The following is an 18,119-nucleotide window of genomic DNA, read 5'->3' on the forward strand; positions in this document are numbered from 1 at the left end:
ATCAAGCCATCTCAGCGATCTGCCGTAAAAATTTAGGGCTTGTATTTTTTTTCACATAATTGCCAAGAGCAATTTCTGCCAATCGCTTTTGATGTATATCCGACGTTCCTGCTGGAGGAAACACCATCAATAAGTCACGCAAGTAGCGCTCAATCGGGATTGAACGACTTGTCCCCCTCGCCGCAAAAATGTCCATTGTAATTTTTGCCGACTCAAAAGCCAACTCGGTACCTACTAGCTTCGCGAGAATGATGGACTCATCAGCACTTCCTGTTCTATCGAGTTCATTCATGGCTAAATATGCAGTTTGCCGTGCCAAACTGACGTTTTTATATACCGCTCCTAACTTTAATCGAACACTTTCAAGTTCGGAGAGGGGCCTCCCATAAATAGACCGTTCGCGAACATACACCAGTGCAGCATCTAGGATTGCTTGATGTATACCCAGTGCGACAGCAGCGAGATTGGTTTTACCGTAGCAGGTGATTGATTTGTGTGCGATTTCTAACCCCATGCCTTCGACTCCAATACGATTTATCACAGGTACGCGACAGTTTTCGAAGATCACTTCACCCAGATTGAATCCACGTAAACCAGTATTGTCATTTGCACGTCCTGGTCGAACGCCAACGCGATCTTTCTCAACTAAAAATGCGGAGAGTCCGTTTGACCCTTCGCTAGTGCGAGCAATCACTCCATGTACAGTGGCAATGTGCGAATTGGCAATCCAGCATTTCAAGCCATTTAACACATAATCATCGCCATCTCTTTGAGCAATGGTGTTCATGCCAAGTATGTGCGAACCAGAATCAGGTTCAGTTATACAGATGGAAATTACGTCATCTCCTGTTGCGAAACGTGGAAGCCATTTTTTCTGTTGTGTATTCGATCCATAGTACTGAACCATAGCAGTTCCGAGAATTGCAGATTGGAGGGCTCCTCCAATGGCACCTGATATCCGAGAGACCTGCTCAATAGCAAGAAACCGTGAAAGATGACTAGCCCCCATTCCTTGGTGAATTTCTGGAATGGCGATGCCGTACCATCCAAGATTAGCCATATTCCGGTAGATGGCCGGAGGAATTATTTCTTCTGATTCGATTTTATCTCGTACTGACAAAAAATTAGTTTTTGCATACTCAAAAATATCATTGCTAATTTTCTGATGCTTTTCATTAAATAGTTCAAACATATAAATACTCCCTTTTGATTAATTTATTTATTCGATGCGCGTTGTTGGTTGCGAAAGTATCCCATCCCTCCAGACCAACTCACTATCACCAATCCTGCAATAACGATAAGAGACCCCAACATATCTGTGCCTAACACAGCAGTACTAAATACCAATGCAGAAAGAAAAATTCCAAAAATAGGATTCAGAAGATGAAAACTTGATGCTTGTGCTGTACCAATGCGGCGCAATAATGCCAGCCAGATCAAAAAATCGATAATGGAGACCATCAGTACTAAGTGCGCAAATGCTACAAAATAGTCAAAATGTTGCAATGCGATAAATGCTTCTGGCAATCGTTGAGCGAATGGCATTAGTACGATAGCACCCACAAAGTTTTGCACGCCGTTTAGCACTAATGGATTATGTTGTGCAGCCCGATGCCGGTACCAAACGGTTCCGAGCGCAAAAGCCACGGTGCCTAATAGCACTAATACCATTCCCTGAGGGTCGTCGCTTCCCTGCATTCGGGCGCTCAGTACTGTATAGACCCCAAAAAAACCTACCGCCATACCCGCCAGTTGACGTAATGAACGTGGCCCACCGCTCAAGATTGAAAAGACAATAGTGAAAAAAGGGGCCGTCGAGACGATGAGCACAGTGGCTTCGGATGAGACGGTGCGTAACCCCTGAAATGACAGACCCAAATACAGCGCATTGTTGAGAATGCCCAAAACCAGACCGTCCAGCCACAGCGCCCGGTTGCGCAGTTGGTGGGCTTGTCCACTGATGAGCACCCAAGCCAACATCAAGCCTCCGGCTGCCGCAAAACGCGCACAAAGTAAGGAAATGGGGTCGCTATGCTCTAGCGCTGCCTTACCCGCAATGAAGGCGGAAGCCCAGAGCAGGCTGAATAAGCTACCCATCAGGAAAATTCGAATACGTTCCAAGAATTGCCTCCACGGCCATCAGGCCATCAATTTATGAACTTGATCTTGGGGCTCGCCTGAAAATTAGTAAAATGAATATTAAATAATTAGATATGAAAATAATTAATTTTCAAACACAATGAACACTGATCGACGTATCACCCTTGGGCACTTCCGCGCATTCGTTGCAGTGGTCGAATGCGGCAGCTTCGTTGCTGCCGCGCAGCGATTGGGACGGACTCAAAGTGCACTGACACATCAGGTTCGCTCCCTCGAAGACATTTTGGGAGAGCGTTTACTCAATCGCAGCCGAGGGCACTTCTCAGGCTTAACAGCGCAGGGTATGCACCTGTTACCCCACGCTCATCGGGTACTGGGTTCTTTGGCATCTGCGTGCAGGGCGGTCACAAAGCCGCTGCTATCAGGACGAATTCGCATCGGTGTGATGGATGACTTTCGCATTCAAGGCCTGATTGAGCTAATTGCTAACTTCAAGGCTATTCATGCGGACGCAGAGCTGACAACGGTCTCTGATTTATCAGCCGGATTGGAGGCTAGATTGCTGCGTGGCGAAATCGACATTGCGTTGATTAAGCAGGTCGTTGGTCCAGAGCACTCTCCTTCTGCGGAGGCGTTGTGCATCGAGCAATTACATTGGGTGGCTGCGGAAGGTTTTGACTGGCGTGGACCAGAGCAACCGCTATCTTTGGTGGTTTTCCATCATGGCTGTGTCTACCGCAAACTGATGCTAGAACATCTAGATCGCCTGAATGTAAACTGGCATATCGCCTATGCGGGGTACAGTTATCACAATGTGCGCACAGCCATCCAAGCAGGCTTGGGCTTGGGACTCATGCCTTATGGACAAATCCCGGTGGGGTGCGACATCCACCACCATTTAGTTCAGAAGTTTTGCTTACCCACATTAGGATTTAGCGAACTCATATTGCGTATGGGCAGTCACAGCGTCAGTCCCGTTGTCAGAGCATTTCGCCAAGAGATGATGAAAGATTTATCAAGCACTTGCTAAGAATTTATCCGTAAATAATATTGACGGGTAGCCTGATCTTGCGCAGCGTAATGATGGCGCGGCGCAATTGATTCACGACACCCGCGACCTGCCCTACACCTACAAAGGCGAAACCACCACGATTCCAGCGGTGACCGCCGATTTCTGCCCGGCGTGCGATGAGTCCATCACCGACCTGGCGGAAACCGATCGCGTCATGCGCGAGATGCAGGCGTTTCACAAGCAGGTGAACGCGGCGATCGTGGATCCCGGCTTCATCATCGCCGTGCGCAAGAAGCTCAACCTCGGCCAGCGTGAGGCAGCTGAAATTTTCGGCGGTGGCGTCAACGCCTTCTCACGCTACGAAAACGGCAAGACCAAGCCGCCGCTGGCCTTGGTCAAATTGCTCAAGCTATTGGAGCGTCACCCCGACCTGCTCAATGAGGTCAGGGCTGCCTGACCAATTTGCTGAATACCAGTCTTTTTGGCCTCCAGGCCAATTGCAGCTTGCGCTTGCAGCTATCAATTTTGAAAACATGACAACACCATCCACCAGCCTGCTGGAAAGCCTCAAGCACCTCAATGCCCAGCAACTGCGCCGCCTGCTGGTGGAGCACCTGACCCAGCAAAAGGTGGGGCTGTACCCGACCTGAGAAGTGATGCCAGTGGTTGAAACGGGTAGCCATACCAATCTCTCATCCACTACGGGAGCGCCAACTTTCTGCGCGCTCTGGCCGAGAGAAGTCTGCACCCATAGGGTCTGTACCGTTGAGGAATAGGTGTTTTAAATAAAAGTAATTCTCATCTATACTGCCCTGGAACTTGACTGCAATGGCCCGTCCCCATGTCCACTTCCAGCCCTTTTGCCGATACTTTGCCTGCCGAGCACGTTGCCGTGTGCCGCACGTATGCGGCGGTGCAAGAGCGTTGCAGCCGCCTGATTGCGCAGCAGCAGGCTGAAATAGCGCATTTGCAGGCGCAGGTGGTTCGCCTGCGGGCGGCTGCCATCGTGCGGGTGTCGGCGCTGGCATTTGTCCGTGCCGACCTTGCGCTGCTGTCTGGCCCGCTGGCGCGGTGGCAGGCCAGCATGGCGGCGGCAGACAGCGTGATTTGCCAGACGGGTTGCCTCAGCCACGGTGCCTATTGGCGTGACAACGAGCAATGCCGGCGCACCGGCAAAGCCTGCACCGTACCGGATGCGCCAGTGACCACGCATCTGACAGAAAAAACAGGCTCTGACCCTTGCCAGTAAAGCGCGAGCAGCTATCAAAATAAATAAAAAAACCCGCCGAGGCGGGTGGGGGTGCAGCCGGTGGGGTGGCCCACCGGCGCACCGCTGGCTTTGGCATGGGCGCTGGGGCCGGGCGCGCACCCATTACGGCCAGCGCGCCCAGTGCGTTGGCGCTCAGTGCGCCAAAAAGTCCAGCACCATGCGGTTGAACTTGTCGGCGTGCTCCCACTGCGCCCAGTGGCCGCAGCGGCTGAACACGTGCAGCTCGGCGTTGGGCAGGCCCCACACCAGGCGCAGGCCCACGTCCAGGGGCACAAAGCGGTCGTCGCGGCCCCAGATGACCAGCGTCTGCGCCGTGACTTCGCCCAGGCGGTGGCCGTAATCGGGGAACTGCTTGGGGTTGGCCGTGCTGCTTTTGACGAAATTTTCCAGGTGGTCGCGGCGCGCCAGCATGTTGTCCAGGCGCGCTTGGTACAGCGCGTCGGTCAGGCTGCTGGCGTCGTAGACAAACACATTCATCATGCGCTTGAGGTTCTCGATGCTGGGGTCGCGGTAGAGCGCGCCAATCAGCTTGATGCCCTCGGTGGGCATGGGCACAAACTGGCTGGGGCCGCCGGTGCCGCCGCCCATCAGCACCAGCTTGCCCACGCGCGTGGGGTGGGCCAGCGCAAAGGCCACGGTGCTGTGCGCGCCCATGGAGTTGCCGATGATGTGGACTTTGTCCAGACCGATGGCGTCCATCAGGCCCTTCAGCGCGCGGGCGTTCAGGTCGGAGCGCGAGCCGGTGTTGACGATGGGGTCGCTTTTGCTCCAGCCGGGGCAGTCCAGCAGGATGACGCGGTAGCCCGCCGCCACCAGGGGCTCGATGTTGCGGTTGAAGTTGGCCCAGCCGCTGGCGCCGGGGCCCGAGCCGTGCAGCATGACCACGGTTTCGGCGCCTTCGCCGATGTCGTTGTAGTGCAGTTGCAGGTTCAGGTCGCCTTCCTGGATGCGGACAAATCGGCTGGTGGCGGCTTCGGTCAGGGCGGGGGTGGAGTCGGTCATGGTGTGTGTCGGGTGGATGGTGCTATTAAATAAATAGCTGGTAGCGCTTGCTGCGCAAGGGCTGGAGGCCATTTTGGCCTGAACTGAAGGGCTGGGTGCGCGTTGGCGTACGCCAGCCCCGGCAATCAGCCTGCCTCGCTCATCACGGGCATGGCGTGTATGCGCTCGTGCTCCTGGGCCTTGAGCAAGTCCAGGGCCACGTCCACGATCATGTCCTCCTGACCGCCCACCATGCGCCGCTTGCCCAGCTCCACCAGAATGTCCACGGCTTTGAGGCCGTATTTCTGGGCCGCCACTTCGCTGTGGCGCAGGAAGCTGCTGTACACCCCGGCGTAGCCCAGTGCCAGTGTCTCGCGGTCCACGCGCACGGGGCGGTCTTGCAGCGGGCGCACGATGTCGTCGGCGGCGTCCATCAGCCGGTACAGGTCGGTGCCGTGGTTCCAGCCCATGCGGTCGGCGGCGGCAATGAACACTTCCAGCGGCGCATTGCCCGCGCCCGCGCCCATGCCCGCCAGGCTGGCGTCCACGCGGTCGCAGCCTTCTTCCACGGCCACGATGGAGTTGGCCACGCCCAGGCTCAGGTTGTGGTGGGCGTGCATGCCGGTTTGCGTCTCGGGCTTGAGCACGTCCTTGAAGGCACGGAAGCGGTCACGCACGTCGTTCATGGACAGCGCGCCGCCCGAATCGACCACGTAGCACACGGTGGCGCCGTAGCTTTCCATGAGCTTGGCCTGCTGGGCCAGGCCCTGGGGCGTTTGCATGTGGCTCATCATCAGAAAGCCCACGGCTTCCATGCCCAGGTGGCGGGCGTATTCGATGTGCTGGCGGCTGATGTCGGCTTCGGTGCAGTGGGTGGCCACGCGCACGATGCGCGCGCCCGCGTCGTAGGCGGCTTTGAGGTCGTGCACGGTGCCGATGCCGGGCAGCAGCAGCGTGGCGATTTTGGCGTGCTGGACCACGCTGGCCACGGCCTCGATCCACTCCACGTCGGTGTGGGCGCCAAAGCCGTAGTTGAAGCTGCCGCCTTGCAGGCCGTCGCCGTGGGCCACTTCGATGGAGTCGACCTTGGCATCGTCCAGCGCCTTGGCAATTTGCTTGGCCTGCGCCACGCTGTACTGGTGGCGGATGGCGTGGCTGCCGTCGCGCAGGGTCACGTCGGAGATGTAGATTTTCTTGTCCATGGTGCGCTCCTCAGGCGGTGGCTGCGGCCAGCATGCGCTGGGCCATGTGCTCGGCGGTGCGCAGGCCCGCGCTGGTCATGATGTCCAGGTTGCCGGCGTAGGCGGGCAGGTAGTGGGCTGCGCCCTCGACTTCCAGGAAGATCGAGGTCTTGAGGCCGCTCAGGTTCTTGCCCACGCCAGGAATGTGCAGGCCCTCCAGGCGGTCGAACTGCACTTTTTGCTTCAGGCGGTAGCCGGGCACGTAGGCCTGCACGTCGGCGGCCATGCGCTCTACCGAGGCGGCAATGGCGGCTTCGTCGGCCAGGTCGGACAGCGTATAGACCGTGTCGCGCATGATCAGCGGCGGCTCGGCCGGGTTGAGCACGATGATGGCTTTGCCCTTGGCAGCGCCGCCCACCACTTCGATGGCCTTGGAGGTGGTTTCGGTGAACTCGTCGATGTTGGCGCGTGTGCCGGGGCCTGCGCTTTTGCTGGAGATGCTGGCCACGATCTCGCCGTAGTGCACCTTGGCCACGCGCGAGACGGCTGCCACCATGGGGATGGTGGCCTGGCCGCCGCAGGTGACCATGTTGACGTTGGGCGCGTCCAGGTGGGCCTGGCCGTTGACCACGGGGATGCAGTACGGGCCGATGGCCGCAGGCGTGAGGTCGATCATGCGGATGCCGGGCTTGAGTGCGCGCAGCAAGGCGTCGTTCTGCACGTGGGCACTGGCGCTGGTGGCGTCGAACACGAAGTCGATGTCTTTGAACACGTCCATGCGCGTCAGGCCCTGCACGCCTTCGTGCGTGGTGGCAACGCCCATGCGGGCGGCGCGCGCCAAGCCGTCGGAAGCCGGGTCGATGCCCACCATGGCGCCCATTTCGATGTGCTGGCCGTGGCGCAGAATCTTGATCATCAAGTCCGTGCCAATGTTGCCGCTGCCAATGATGGCAGCCTTGAGTTTGCGGGTCATGCTGGGGGTACTTTCAGTCCACAGAGGCGCCGCTGGCCTTGATCAGTGGTGCCCAGCGGGCCACTTCGGATTGCATGAAGCTGCCAAATTGCGCGGGCGACGAGGGGAAGGGCTGCATGCCTTGCTCCGAGAATCGCTTGAGGATTTCCGGGTCTTTCAGCGCCTTCAAGAAGGCGTCGTTCAGCTTGGCCACGACAGGCTCGGGCGTACCGGCTTTGGCCACGGCACCAAACCACACGCCTGCATCCACGCCCTTGATGCCCAGCTCGGCCAGCGTGGGCACATCGGGCAATTGTGGCGAGCGCTTGGCAGCGGCAATGGCCAGGGGCTTGAGCTTTTTGCCAGCGATCAGCGGCGCGGTGGTGATGACGGGGTCGAACATCATGTCCACCTGGCCTGCCATCACGTCTTGCAGCGCAGGGGCCGAGCCTTTGTAGGCCACATGGTTGTATTCACCGCCGGTCTGGCCCCGGAACAATTCGCCCAGCAGGTGGCCGATGGAGCCAATGCCCTGCGAGGCAAAGTTCATGCCGCCTTTGCGGGTTTTGGCCTGCTGCACCAGGTCGTTGACGCTGTTGACCGGGCTGTTGGCGGGCACCACCAGCACCAGCGGCGAGGCGATCAGCGAGCTGATGGGCGTGAAGTCTCTCAAAGGGTCGTAAGAGAACTTGCGAAACAGGTTCTGGTTGATGGCGAACATTTCTGTCGCGCCCACGAAAACCGTGTGGCCGTCGGCAGCGGCTTGCTTGACCTGGGTGGCTGCAATCTGGCCGCCGCCACCGGGTTTGTTGTCCACGATGACGGATTGGCCCAGGGTGTCACCCATTTTTTGCGCCAGGGCGCGGGCAATGGTGTCGGTGATGCCGCCCGCAGGGAAGGGCACCACCATGGTCACGGGGCGGGTGGGAAAAGCGGGGGCCTGGGCGTGGGCCAGTCCGGCCAAAGCGGTGGCGGACAGAGCGGCAATAACGGTACGGCGAAGCAGCATGGGTGTCTCCTGGTGTGAATAGGGGGGTGGGAGGAAAAGAAAAAGTCAGGAGCCAAAGCGCGCGCGCACCGTGCCCACGCCGCTGATGCGCGCTTCGATGTGGTCGCCCGGCTGAACGGGGGCCATGGGGCCGAGGGCGCCGGTCAGCACCAGATCGCCCGCACGCAGTGGCTGGCCCAGCGATGCCATCTTGCGTGCCAGCCAGACGGCGGCATTGAGCGGGTGGCCCAGGCAGGCGGCGCCGTTGCCGCTGGAGACGGGCTGGCCGTTGCTGGTCATGGTCATTTCGACCAGCTTGAGGTCGAGGCCATGGAGCTTGGTGGGCACACCGCCCAGCACCACCAGGCCGCTGGAGGCGTTGTCGGCCACGGTGTCGATGAACTGGATGTTCCAGTGGGCGATGCGGCTGCCCACGATCTCGATGGCGGGCAGCACATAGGCGGTGGCGTTGATGACGTCGATCAGCGTGGCGTCGTCCAGGTCGAGGTCACGCTCCAGCACCAGCGCCACTTCGGCTTCCACTTTGGGTTGCAGGGTGCGCGATGCCGGAATGATTTCGTCATCGCCAAAAATCATGTCTGACAGCAGCGTGCCAAAGTCGGGCTGGTCTACGCCCAGTTGCTTTTGCACGGCCAGCGAGGTCAGGCCGATCTTGCGCCCCACGATGCGCCGACCCTGCTCCACGGCATGGCGCACGTTGGCCAATTGCACGGCGTAGGCGGTTTCGTTGTTCGGGATCTCGGTGCGCAGCGGGGCGATGGGCGTGCCGCTGGCCTCTGCGCGGCGCAGCCGTTCGGCCCAGGCGTTGATCTGCATTTGTTCCGGGGTGCTCATGGACGGGGTTCCTTGGAGAAAAAAATCGCCATCATGCGGTCTGCATGAACAGCACACCGTAGCCCGCAATCAGCTCGGGCACGGCTTGGTAATGGCGCAAGGTGCAGCGCAGGGGGGCTTGGGGCAGGGCGGCGCGCGCCACCAGCCAGGTTTTGGATTCATGGGCCGACAGACCGGCTTCCTGCTCGATGGAGTCTTCCGTCCACTGCACCAGGGCGTCGAGCTGGCCGTGCTCCAGCGCGTCCATGTAGCGTTTATCCCAGTCGGGGTTGAGCGGCTTCATGGAAGAGTCGCCAGCGGCCAGTGCCATGCCGGCGTCCATCACGCGCTGGGTTTTGGCAGCGCGCTCGGCCTGCGTGGGTTCGCGCTTGATGGTGATGCGCTCGCGGATGGCCGGGTCGGGGTGGGCCAGCGTGGGCACGGGCGGCTCGTGCGAGAGGCCGCCCGAGCCAATCAAGAGCGTGCGCTGCGGCAGGCCGTCCAGAAAACGGCCAATGGCCTGGCCCAGTTGGCGGCAGCGGCGCAGGCGTGCAATGCCGGGCTGCGCCACGGCGTTCAGAAAAATCGGCACCACTGGTGGTGTGTCCAGCCCGCCCCACAAAAATTGCAGGGCCTGCGAGAAACCGTGGTCCACCTGCATGCGCCGCGACAGGGCGATGTCGAAGTCATCGTCCATCAGCCGCGTGGCCAGGGCCAGTGCGGCGTCGGTGGCCACGTTGAGTTCGCCCGGTGGCGTGAGGTAGTCGCCCACCGAGGTGGCGGCGCTGCCGATGCAGAACGGTGGCATCAGCTCGTTGAAAAAGCCGTTGTAGTGGTCGGGGCCGACCAGCACGATCAGCTCGGGGTCAAACGCCAGCACCTGCTGGCGCGCTTGCGCCACGGCGGCGTTGAGCGACTGCTCCACCTCGGCACTGATGGGGTTGAGCCCCAGCAGCGGCGAGTGCGACATGCCCAGAAAAGCGCGGGGTGCGGTCATGGCTCAGGCCTCCAGCGGCGCGGCCAGCAGGCGTGCCAGCGCGGCGGTGGTGGCATCCACGCCCTGGGGCGCGCAGATGGCGGCCACAAAGCGGTCGGGGCGCAAAAACACCACCGATTGGCTTTGCTGGCTGAACCAGTCCTTGATGCGGCCCTGCGCATCGCCCAGCGTGATGACGCCGGGGCGCAGCGCATCGCGGTAGGCCATTTGCACCTGCGGCTTGACGCAGATGAACTTCACGCCCATGCGCTGCCAGAAGGCGATGCTGCGCGCGCTCATGTTGAAGGTGGGGTCGGTGCCCCAGGCCAGCACGGCAAAGTTCAGGCCGATGGCGTCGTCCAGCAGCAGGGTTTCACCGGCTTCGGTGGTCACGCGCGGCTGGATGAACATGCGGCCCACGGGCGAGGGCTGGGGCGCCTCCAACCCGTTGAGCACGCGGCCAATGAAAGATTCTTTTTTCTCGGCCATCAGGCCCAGCAGGCGGCCCATGGGGGTGTCGCCCGAGCGGCGCAGCAGGCCGCCCATCAGCGGGCGCGATTCGCTGCGCTCAGGCGGCACGACGATGCCACGCTCGTAGCGGGGCATGGGCTTGAAGCGCATCTCGGCAAAGTACTGCTTGACTGGCGGCACGGCGTTGAGCGCCAGCATCAGCTTGTCGCGCACCTGGCCGACCAGCGGGTTTTCGGGGGCGAAGATGTCACCGGCCACTTCCGACAGGTGGATCATGGAGCGGGCGTGGTCGCGGCGCTCCTGGCCGTAGCTGTCGAGCATGGCTTCGCCGCACTTGCCTTGCACCACCATGGCCAGCTTCCAGGCCAGGTTGCAGGCATCGCGCATACCGCTGTTGTAGCCCTGGCCTTGCCACACCGGCATGATGTGCGCCGCATCCCCGGCCAGCAGCACGCGGTTGACGCGGAAGGTGGCGGCCAGGCGGGCGTTGTGGGTGTACACACGCTTGCGGATGTAATCGACCTTGTCCGGATCAGGCACCACCTTGCGCATGAGCTTGGCCATGTTCTCGGGTTTGGACAGTTCTTCTTCCGTCTCGCCCGGCATCACCATGAACTCAAAGCGGCGGATGCCGTGGGGCAGTGCAGCCGAGACGTAAGGGCGCTCGGGGTCGCAGCACATGTCGATGTGCGGTGTGCCCAGCGGGTCGTTGCGCACGTCCACCACGATCCATTGGTTGGCTTTGGTGCGGCCTTCGTAGGCCACGCCCAGGGTGCGCCGGATGATGCTGTTGCCCCCGTCGCAGGCGGCCACGTAGCGGGCGCGCACGGTACGGGTCTGGCCTTTGCCGCTTTCCAGTTGCAGCGTCACGCCGTCGGCATCCTGGGTGATGCCGGTCACGCCGTGGTCAAACAGGGTGTCGACATGGGCAAAGCGCTTGAGGCCCTGGTAGAGGATGTTGTCCACCTGCGGCTGGATGAAGGCGTTGCGCCGCGACCAGCCGAACTCGTCGGTGCGCGGCTCAATCGATGCAAAGCACTGGCCGTCGGCGGTAAAAAAGCGCATCCAGTGGTCGGGCGTGATGTGCGCTGCCACCTCGTCGGCCAGCCCGGCAGTCTGGATGGTGCGCAGGGCCTCGTCGTCAATACCGATGGCGCGGGGGTAGTCAATGATCTCTTCGAGCTTTTCAATCACCAGCGTTTTGACGCCAGCTACGCCCAGGGTGTTGGCAATGGTCAGCCCGACCGGGCCTGCACCGACGATCACGATGTCGGCATCAAAGTCCGCCGTGGCGGCCTTGGGAGAGGTGTTGGTGTCCATGGGTGTAGCTTTGGAGTGATTGCGACGGGGGGTGAAAAATGAATTCTGTTTGCGTTAGATCAAGCGGTAAACTGAGTGCATCCAGTGCACATAAAGCACAGGGAAATCCCTTACTCCGCCGCTGAACCTCCCTTGCACCGAGCGCCCCGTGCCCACACGCCCCCCACCACCGCCTTCTTTGCTGTCTGCCGCATCGGCTGCCCCGCCTTACAAGGACGTGCGCAGCCTGGCCCGGGGCCTGGACGTGCTCAAGGCACTCAACCGGGCGCCGGGCGGTCAGGCCAGCACCACCGATTTGGCCAAGGCCTGTGGCGTACACCGCACCACCGTCAAGCGCCTGCTGGAGACGCTGCGCGCTGAGGGATTTGTGCGCCACGGCGAGCGCGATGGGCAGTACTACCTGACGTTTGAGGTACGCCGCCTCAGTGAAGGTTTTGAAGACGATGCCTGGATTGACCAGGTGGCCGCCCCGCTGATGAAGGCGTCCGTGCGCGAATTGCTGTGGCCCTGCGACCTGGGCACGCTGGAGTCGGGCTTCATGGTGGTGCGCGAGTCCACCCACCGCTGGAGCCTGCTGTCACAGCACCGCGCCATGATTGGCGAAAAAATGCCGCTGTTGGTCACGGCCCTGGGGCGCGCTTATCTGGCCGCTTGCTCGGATGCCGAGCGCCAGGCCCTGATCGCTTTGCTGGCGCAGCGCAGCGACTGGCTCGGTGAGATGGCCCGTGACCAGTGCGCAGTGCAGCGCCTGGTGGATGAAACCCGTGCGCGCGGCTACGCCAGCAACGAAGGCGAATGGATACGCGAAGCCGAGTTTGCCGCTGTGGCCGTGCCGGTGTATTGCGCCAAGCGCTTGTTGGCGGTGCTGAATATGGTGTTCCCCAAAGCTGCAGTCGCGCCCCATGAACTGCAGGAGCGCTACGTTCCTGCCTTGCAGCGGCTGGCTGCTTCTATCGGCAGTGGCAGCCGATCCTGGCTGGAGTAGGGCCCGTGCCCCGCACCTGGTTGATCACCCCCTTTAATGGCCTCCCATGAAACGCACAGACTTTGCCGACGATTCGGAAGACACCCCCTACACCCTGCAAGAGCGCGCTGCGGCCGCTTCGCGCAGTACCTGGGTCAGTGTGTGGGTCAACGTGGTGTTGTCCACCTTGCAGATTGTGGTGGGCGTGCTGTCCAAGTCGCAGGGGCTGATTGCCGACGGCATCCATTCGCTGTCGGATCTGGTGGCCGATTTTGTCGTGCTGCTGGCCAACCGGCACAGCCAGAAAGACGCTGATGCCAACCACCCCTACGGCCACCAGCGCTTTGAAACCGCCGCCTCGCTGGTACTGGGCCTGCTGCTGCTGGCGGTGGGTGTGGGCATGGTGTGGTCGGCGGTGCTCAAGCTTGAAAACCCCGCCAGCGTGGCCCAGGTGCATGCCGTGGCCCTGTGGGTGGCGGGCGCGGCGCTGGTGGGCAAAGAGCTGCTGTTTCGCTACATGCTGGCGGTGGCCAAGCGCGTCAAGTCCAGCATGCTGGTGGCCAATGCCTGGCACGCGCGATCGGATGCGGCCTCGTCGCTGGTGGTGGGGATTGGCATTGCGGGCAACCTGGCGGGCTACCCCATCCTCGACCCGATTGCGGCGCTGATCGTCGGTTTCATGGTCGCCAAAATGGGCTGGACGTTTGGCTGGGATGCCCTGCATGACCTGATGGACCGCGCCGTCGATGCGCAAGAGGTGCAGGCCATTTGCCAGACGCTGCGCGACACCCCCGGCGTCAGTGATGTCCACGACGTGCGCACGCGCAAGATGGGCGACATGATCGTGGTCGATGCCCACATCGAAGTGGACGCCAGCCTGAGCGTCGAAGCGGGCCACGACATTGCCGTGGTGGCCCGCCAGCGCGTGATGCAGCGCCACCGTGTGCTCAACCTGATGACCCACGTAGACCCCTGGCGCCGCCCTGACCTGGACCACGCGCCGGTGCCGGTGCGCGACAGCGCTGCGCCGCCGGTGTAGTGCCCCGCGCTAGCGCCGTACCAGCCCCAGGTGCTGGCCCAGCAGGCGCACCAGCTCCAGCCATGCCAGGCACAGTGCCAGCAGCGCTGCCACGGTGACCATGCCCACCGTGCCGGGCAGTGCCAGCCCCATCAACCCGCGCAGCCAGGGCAGACCGGTGACTGCCGCCAGCATCAACAGCATGGCCGCCGTGATCCGCCACAGCCAGGGCGTGGGCGAGCGCACCGACCACAGGGCGGGCCGCGCCACGTTGCGCTGCGCCAGAATCAGCAGCATCACGCTGAGCACCAGCGTGATAAACACCACGCCCCGGCTTTGTGCTGCACTGGCCCCTTGGGCATTGAACCAGGCATGGCCCCACAGCAGCAGCACTGCAATGCCCAGGCCCTGCACCACGGCATAGCCCAGGGCCGCCAGGGCAAAGGGCGAATCGCCGACCGCGCGCGGCGCACGCTCCATCAGGCCCGGGGCCTCGGGCTCGGCCTCCAGCACCACCGCGCAGGTCGGGTCTATCAGCAATTGCAGCAGCACGATGTGTACTGGCAGCAGCAGCGCTGGCCATTGCAAGAGCGTGGGGATCAGTGCCAGCGCAATGATCGGAAGGTGAACCGCGAAGGTGAAGCGGATGGCTTTGCGCAGGTTGTCGTCAATGCGCCTGCCTTGGCGGATGGCGGCCACGATGCGGGCAAAGCTGTCGTCCAGCAGCACCAGGGCGGCGGCCTCGCGTGCCACGTCGGTGCCGCGCTCGCCCATGGCGATGCCCACATCGGCGGCCTTGAGCGCGGGGGCATCGTTGACACCATCGCCTGTCATGGCTACCACCTCGCCGCTGGCACGCAGCAGTTGCACCAGACGCAGCTTGTGCGCGGGTGTCAGGCGCGCGCACAAGTCCACATGGCGCAGGCGCGCGGTCAGGGCGGCATCGTCCAGCGCTTCGAGTTCAGCGCCGGTCAGCACCTCGGGGCGCGCCGACAGGCCCACCTGCTGCGCAATCGCGCGGGCCGTGGCCGGGTGGTCGCCAGTCATCATGACCACGCGCACACCTGCGCGGCGGCATTGCGCCAGGGCGGCAGGCACTTCGGGGCGTGGTGGGTCGGCCAGTGCCAGCAGGCCCAGAAATTCAAAGTCGAAGTCGTGCTGGCTTTGCGGCCAGGGCGGGCTTTGGTCGGGTGTCAGGGCCGGGCCCCTCCAGTGCCCGCGCGCCACGCCCAGCACGCGCAGACCCCGCTCGGCCATGGACTCGACCTGGCGGCGGATGGTTTCGCGCTGCGCAGCGCCGAGGTGGCACAGGTCGGCCACAGCCTCGGGGGCGCCCTTGGTGGCCAGCAGGTGTGTGTCGGGTTCGTCGCTGGCAAAAACGCGCGTCATGGCCAGGATATCGCCCGAGAGCGCGTATTCAAACTCCGACTCGTACCCGTCGTGGACATGTTCGGTGCCTGCCAGCCATTGGTGGCCAAAGTGCTGGATGGCTTTTTCCATCGGGTCGAACGGGTCGCCCGGCGTGGCCAGCATGGCAAATTCGGTCAGCAGGTGGAAGGTTTCGGGCAGGTGGTGGGCGTCCTCTGGCGTGAAACGTTCATTGGCCGTGGCCAGCTCTGCCACGGCCATGCGGTTCATGGTGAGCGTGCCCGTTTTGTCCACCGCCAGCACGGTGATGGCGCCCAGCGTTTCTACCGCCGTGACGCGCCGCGTCAGCACCTTTTGCTGCGAAATCCGCCACGCGCCCAGCGCCAGAAATACCGTGAGAATCACCGGGATTTCTTCGGGCAGGATGGCCATGGCCAGCGCAATGCCAGACAGCAGGCTGTCGAGCAGCGCCCCGCCGTTCCACCACCAGCCCAGCACCACCTGCGCACTGGCCAGCACCACCGCGATGGCGCCCAGCCGACGCACCAGCGTGCGCGAACCTTGTTGCAGCGCCGAGGCGGGCTCGGCAGTGGTCGCCAGATCGGCACCCAGGCGGCCCACTGCGGTATGGCTGGCGGTGGCGCACACCCGCGCCAGCCCCACGCCACGCGTGACCACGGTGCTGGCAAATAAGGCCCCCACGCTGGCCACGGTGTGTGCTGCGTTGCACCCTGAGGGGGCTGGCTTGGATTGGGGCGGTGCGGTGCTGGCGGCAGCAGCGGCAGCGGTTGCCTGATCGGCCTGCGCTGCGGGCAGTTTGGTAACGGGCACGGCCTCGCCGGTGAGCAGCGACTCGTCCACTTCCAGCTGGCCTTGGATCAACTGCGCATCAGCGGCGATGCGGTCGCCCTCGTGCAGTATCAGCAGGTCGCCGCGCACCACATCCTGCCCGGCAATGCGTTGTTCCTGGCCATCGCGCATGACCAGGGCGCGCGGTGCCGACAGGTCGCGCAGGGATTCGAGCGCACGCTGCGTCTTGTGCTCCTGCGCCAGCGTGATGCCGATCACTACGAAGACAAAACTGAGCAAGAACAGCGCCTCGCCCCGGTCGCCCAGCGCCAGGTAGATGCCGCCCGCCGCCAGCAGCATCAGCAGCATGGGCTCAGTGAGCACGTCCCACAACAAGGCCGCCGCAGAGCGCGGGGCACTGCCGGGCAGCGCATTGGGGCCATCGATGGCCAGGCGGCGCGCTGCTTCGGCGCTGCCCAGCCCCTGGTGGGCATCGGCTGTCGTATCCGCCACGGGGGTGGTCACAGGGGCGGTGGACGGGCGCGTATCGTGGGGTGGCATACCGGGCTTTCTTCCAGCGTGGGGGTGCTGCTCTCCGGAATTTAAGCCAAATATGAGTTCAAGCCTTACGTGATATGCGTAAGCAGCTATTTATTTGATAGCAATAATTGGTTGGCACCCTGACGAGCGCAGCGTTTGCCTGCCCCAGTTCTGCTGGCACGCGCTTGGTGTGGGGGTGGGGCGGTGATAGCCGTGTGCGAAATCGCTTCGCAAAAGGAAAAACCCCTTGCAAGTCAATGAATTGCAAGGGGTTTTGTTTTGGCGGAGAGGGCGGGATTCGAACCCGCGGTGGGGATTAGCCCACACACGCTTTCCAGGCGTGCGACTTAAACCGCTCATCCACCTCTCCGAAGCCCTCGATTATAGCCATGACTTTGGCGTTTTCCGGCCTCTCGGCAAGAAAACATGAAAACCCGCACTTACGTTGGCTTCTGGGTCTGCACCATCTTCATGGCCGAGCCAATCAGCGCCGATACCTCGGTCATGTTGCTGGGAACGATCAGGGTGGTGGTGGCATCCTGGGCCACCTTGCCGTAGGCTTCGACGGCTTTTTCTGCCACCTTGAGCTGCACGGCCTGCTCTCCGCCGGGCTGGCGTATGGCGGCGGCTACGCGCTCAATGGCCTGGGCAGAGGCGGATGCCACCGTCAGGATGGCAGCGGCCTCGCCTTGGGCGTTGTTGATGGCGGCCTGTTTTTCGCCCTCGGATCGGGCAATGAAGGCCTCGCGCTCGCCGGTGGCGATGTTGATCTGCTCCTGGCGGCGGCCTTCAGAGGCCGCGATCAGGGCGCGCTTTTCACGTTCGGCGGTGATTTGCGCCTGCATGGCCCGCAAAATTTCGGTGGGCGGCGTCAAATCCTTGATTTCGTAGCGCAGCACTTTCACGCCCCAGTTCAGCGCCGCCTCGTCAATGGCTTGCACCACCTGGGCGTTGATGATGTCGCGCTCTTCAAAGGTTTTGTCGAGTTCGAGCTTGCCGATCACGCTGCGCAGGCTGGTCTGGGCCAGTTGCGTCACGGCCATGATGTAGTTGGATGAGCCGTAGCTGGCGCGCATTGGGTCGGTGACCTGAAAGTACAGGATGCCATCGACTTGCAGCTGCGTGTTGTCGCGCGTGATGCAGATCTGGCTGGGCACATCGAGCGGAATTTCTTTCAGGCTGTGCTTGTAGGCCACGCGGTCGATAAAAGGCACCAGAAAATTCAGCCCCGGTGTCAGGGTGCCGGCGTATTTGCCCAGGCGCTCTTTGACCCAGGCGTTCTGTTGCGGCACGACCTTGACCGAGCGCGCAATGAAGATCGCCGCAATGACGAAGATGACGATGGCTACTTCCAT

Annotated in this window: 16 protein-coding genes and 1 tRNA gene; 5 read left to right on the forward strand and 12 right to left on the reverse strand. The window is 62.0% G+C overall.

Annotated elements, in window-relative coordinates; genetic code table 11:
• Nucleotide 1: 1 nt before the first annotated feature.
• Together PHX69_RS00120 and PHX69_RS00125 are read right to left on the reverse strand one after the other, a co-directional pair.
• On the reverse strand, nucleotides 2–1,192 hold the full coding sequence (locus tag PHX69_RS00120) for an acyl-CoA dehydrogenase family protein (RefSeq protein WP_288041762.1): 1,191 nt from the start codon (nucleotides 1,190–1,192) through the stop codon (nucleotides 2–4).
• Between the two features lie 23 nt (nucleotides 1,193–1,215).
• A complete protein-coding gene (locus tag PHX69_RS00125) occupies nucleotides 1,216–2,121 on the reverse strand; it encodes a DMT family transporter (protein WP_288041763.1) in 906 nt (301 codons plus the stop codon).
• Nucleotides 2,122–2,239: 118 nt separating this feature from the next.
• Between PHX69_RS00125 and PHX69_RS00130 the strand changes: the two genes are divergently transcribed.
• The 3 genes from PHX69_RS00130 to PHX69_RS00140 all read left to right on the forward strand — a co-directional run bounded on the left by PHX69_RS00130 (nucleotide 2,240) and on the right by PHX69_RS00140 (nucleotide 4,361).
• Nucleotides 2,240–3,130, forward strand: a complete 891-nt coding sequence (locus PHX69_RS00130; protein ID WP_288041764.1) for a LysR family transcriptional regulator — start codon at nucleotides 2,240–2,242, stop codon at nucleotides 3,128–3,130.
• Between the two features lie 67 nt (nucleotides 3,131–3,197).
• Nucleotides 3,198–3,569 carry a type II TA system antitoxin MqsA family protein gene (locus PHX69_RS00135; protein WP_288041765.1) on the forward strand — a complete coding sequence of 124 codons (372 nt, stop codon included), beginning with the start codon at nucleotides 3,198–3,200 and terminating at the stop codon, nucleotides 3,567–3,569.
• Between the two features lie 384 nt (nucleotides 3,570–3,953).
• Nucleotides 3,954–4,361, forward strand: coding sequence for a hypothetical protein (locus tag PHX69_RS00140; protein ID WP_288041766.1), 408 nt, complete (start codon nucleotides 3,954–3,956; stop codon nucleotides 4,359–4,361).
• Between the two features lie 153 nt (nucleotides 4,362–4,514).
• Here the strand turns inward: PHX69_RS00140 and PHX69_RS00145 are convergent, their stop codons facing one another.
• The 7 genes from PHX69_RS00145 to mhpA all read right to left on the reverse strand — a co-directional run bounded on the left by PHX69_RS00145 (nucleotide 4,515) and on the right by mhpA (nucleotide 12,085).
• Nucleotides 4,515–5,384, reverse strand: a complete 870-nt coding sequence (locus PHX69_RS00145) for an alpha/beta fold hydrolase (protein ID WP_288041767.1) — start codon at nucleotides 5,382–5,384, stop codon at nucleotides 4,515–4,517.
• A 125-nt stretch (nucleotides 5,385–5,509) separates the two neighbouring features.
• Nucleotides 5,510–6,565 carry a 4-hydroxy-2-oxovalerate aldolase gene (gene dmpG, locus PHX69_RS00150; RefSeq protein WP_119012465.1) on the reverse strand — a complete coding sequence of 352 codons (1,056 nt, stop codon included), beginning with the start codon at nucleotides 6,563–6,565 and terminating at the stop codon, nucleotides 5,510–5,512.
• Nucleotides 6,566–6,575: 10 nt separating this feature from the next.
• Entirely contained in the window at nucleotides 6,576–7,517 is a 942-nt protein-coding gene (locus tag PHX69_RS00155) for an acetaldehyde dehydrogenase (acetylating) (RefSeq protein ID WP_119012464.1), read from the reverse strand.
• 13 nt (nucleotides 7,518–7,530) lie between these two features.
• Nucleotides 7,531–8,505 carry a Bug family tripartite tricarboxylate transporter substrate binding protein gene (locus tag PHX69_RS00160; RefSeq protein WP_288041768.1) on the reverse strand — a complete coding sequence of 325 codons (975 nt, stop codon included), beginning with the start codon at nucleotides 8,503–8,505 and terminating at the stop codon, nucleotides 7,531–7,533.
• Nucleotides 8,506–8,550: 45 nt separating this feature from the next.
• On the reverse strand, nucleotides 8,551–9,339 hold the full coding sequence (gene mhpD / locus PHX69_RS00165; RefSeq protein ID WP_119012462.1) for a 2-keto-4-pentenoate hydratase: 789 nt from the start codon (nucleotides 9,337–9,339) through the stop codon (nucleotides 8,551–8,553).
• Between the two features lie 31 nt (nucleotides 9,340–9,370).
• Nucleotides 9,371–10,315 carry a 3-carboxyethylcatechol 2,3-dioxygenase gene (locus PHX69_RS00170; RefSeq protein ID WP_288041770.1) on the reverse strand — a complete coding sequence of 315 codons (945 nt, stop codon included), beginning with the start codon at nucleotides 10,313–10,315 and terminating at the stop codon, nucleotides 9,371–9,373.
• Between the two features lie 3 nt (nucleotides 10,316–10,318).
• A complete protein-coding gene (mhpA, locus tag PHX69_RS00175; protein WP_119012461.1) occupies nucleotides 10,319–12,085 on the reverse strand; it encodes a bifunctional 3-(3-hydroxy-phenyl)propionate/3-hydroxycinnamic acid hydroxylase MhpA in 1,767 nt (588 codons plus the stop codon).
• Nucleotides 12,086–12,233: 148 nt separating this feature from the next.
• Here mhpA and PHX69_RS00180 point away from each other — a divergent pair, with 148 nt between their 5' ends.
• Complete coding sequence (locus PHX69_RS00180) at nucleotides 12,234–13,070, forward strand: DNA-binding transcriptional regulator (protein WP_288041771.1); 837 nt, start codon at nucleotides 12,234–12,236, stop codon at nucleotides 13,068–13,070.
• 46 nt (nucleotides 13,071–13,116) lie between these two features.
• Nucleotides 13,117–14,088 (forward strand): cation diffusion facilitator family transporter, encoded by a 972-nt coding sequence (locus tag PHX69_RS00185; RefSeq protein WP_288041772.1) that lies wholly within the window; start codon nucleotides 13,117–13,119, stop codon nucleotides 14,086–14,088.
• Nucleotides 14,089–14,097: 9 nt separating this feature from the next.
• On the opposite strand, the gene PHX69_RS00190 is transcribed toward PHX69_RS00185, so the two are convergent.
• The 3 genes from PHX69_RS00190 to PHX69_RS00200 form a co-directional block, all read right to left on the reverse strand.
• Nucleotides 14,098–16,785 carry a cation-translocating P-type ATPase gene (locus tag PHX69_RS00190; RefSeq protein WP_288041773.1) on the reverse strand — a complete coding sequence of 896 codons (2,688 nt, stop codon included), beginning with the start codon at nucleotides 16,783–16,785 and terminating at the stop codon, nucleotides 14,098–14,100.
• 259 nt (nucleotides 16,786–17,044) lie between these two features.
• A tRNA-Ser gene (locus PHX69_RS00195) sits at nucleotides 17,045–17,134 on the reverse strand.
• Nucleotides 17,135–17,204: 70 nt separating this feature from the next.
• On the reverse strand, nucleotides 17,205–18,119 hold the full coding sequence (locus PHX69_RS00200) for an SPFH domain-containing protein (protein ID WP_288041774.1): 915 nt from the start codon (nucleotides 18,117–18,119) through the stop codon (nucleotides 17,205–17,207).

The sequence above is a fragment of the Simplicispira sp. genome (assembly GCF_028687295.1).
GTDB classification, from domain to species: domain Bacteria; phylum Pseudomonadota; class Gammaproteobacteria; order Burkholderiales; family Burkholderiaceae_C; genus Simplicispira; species Simplicispira metamorpha.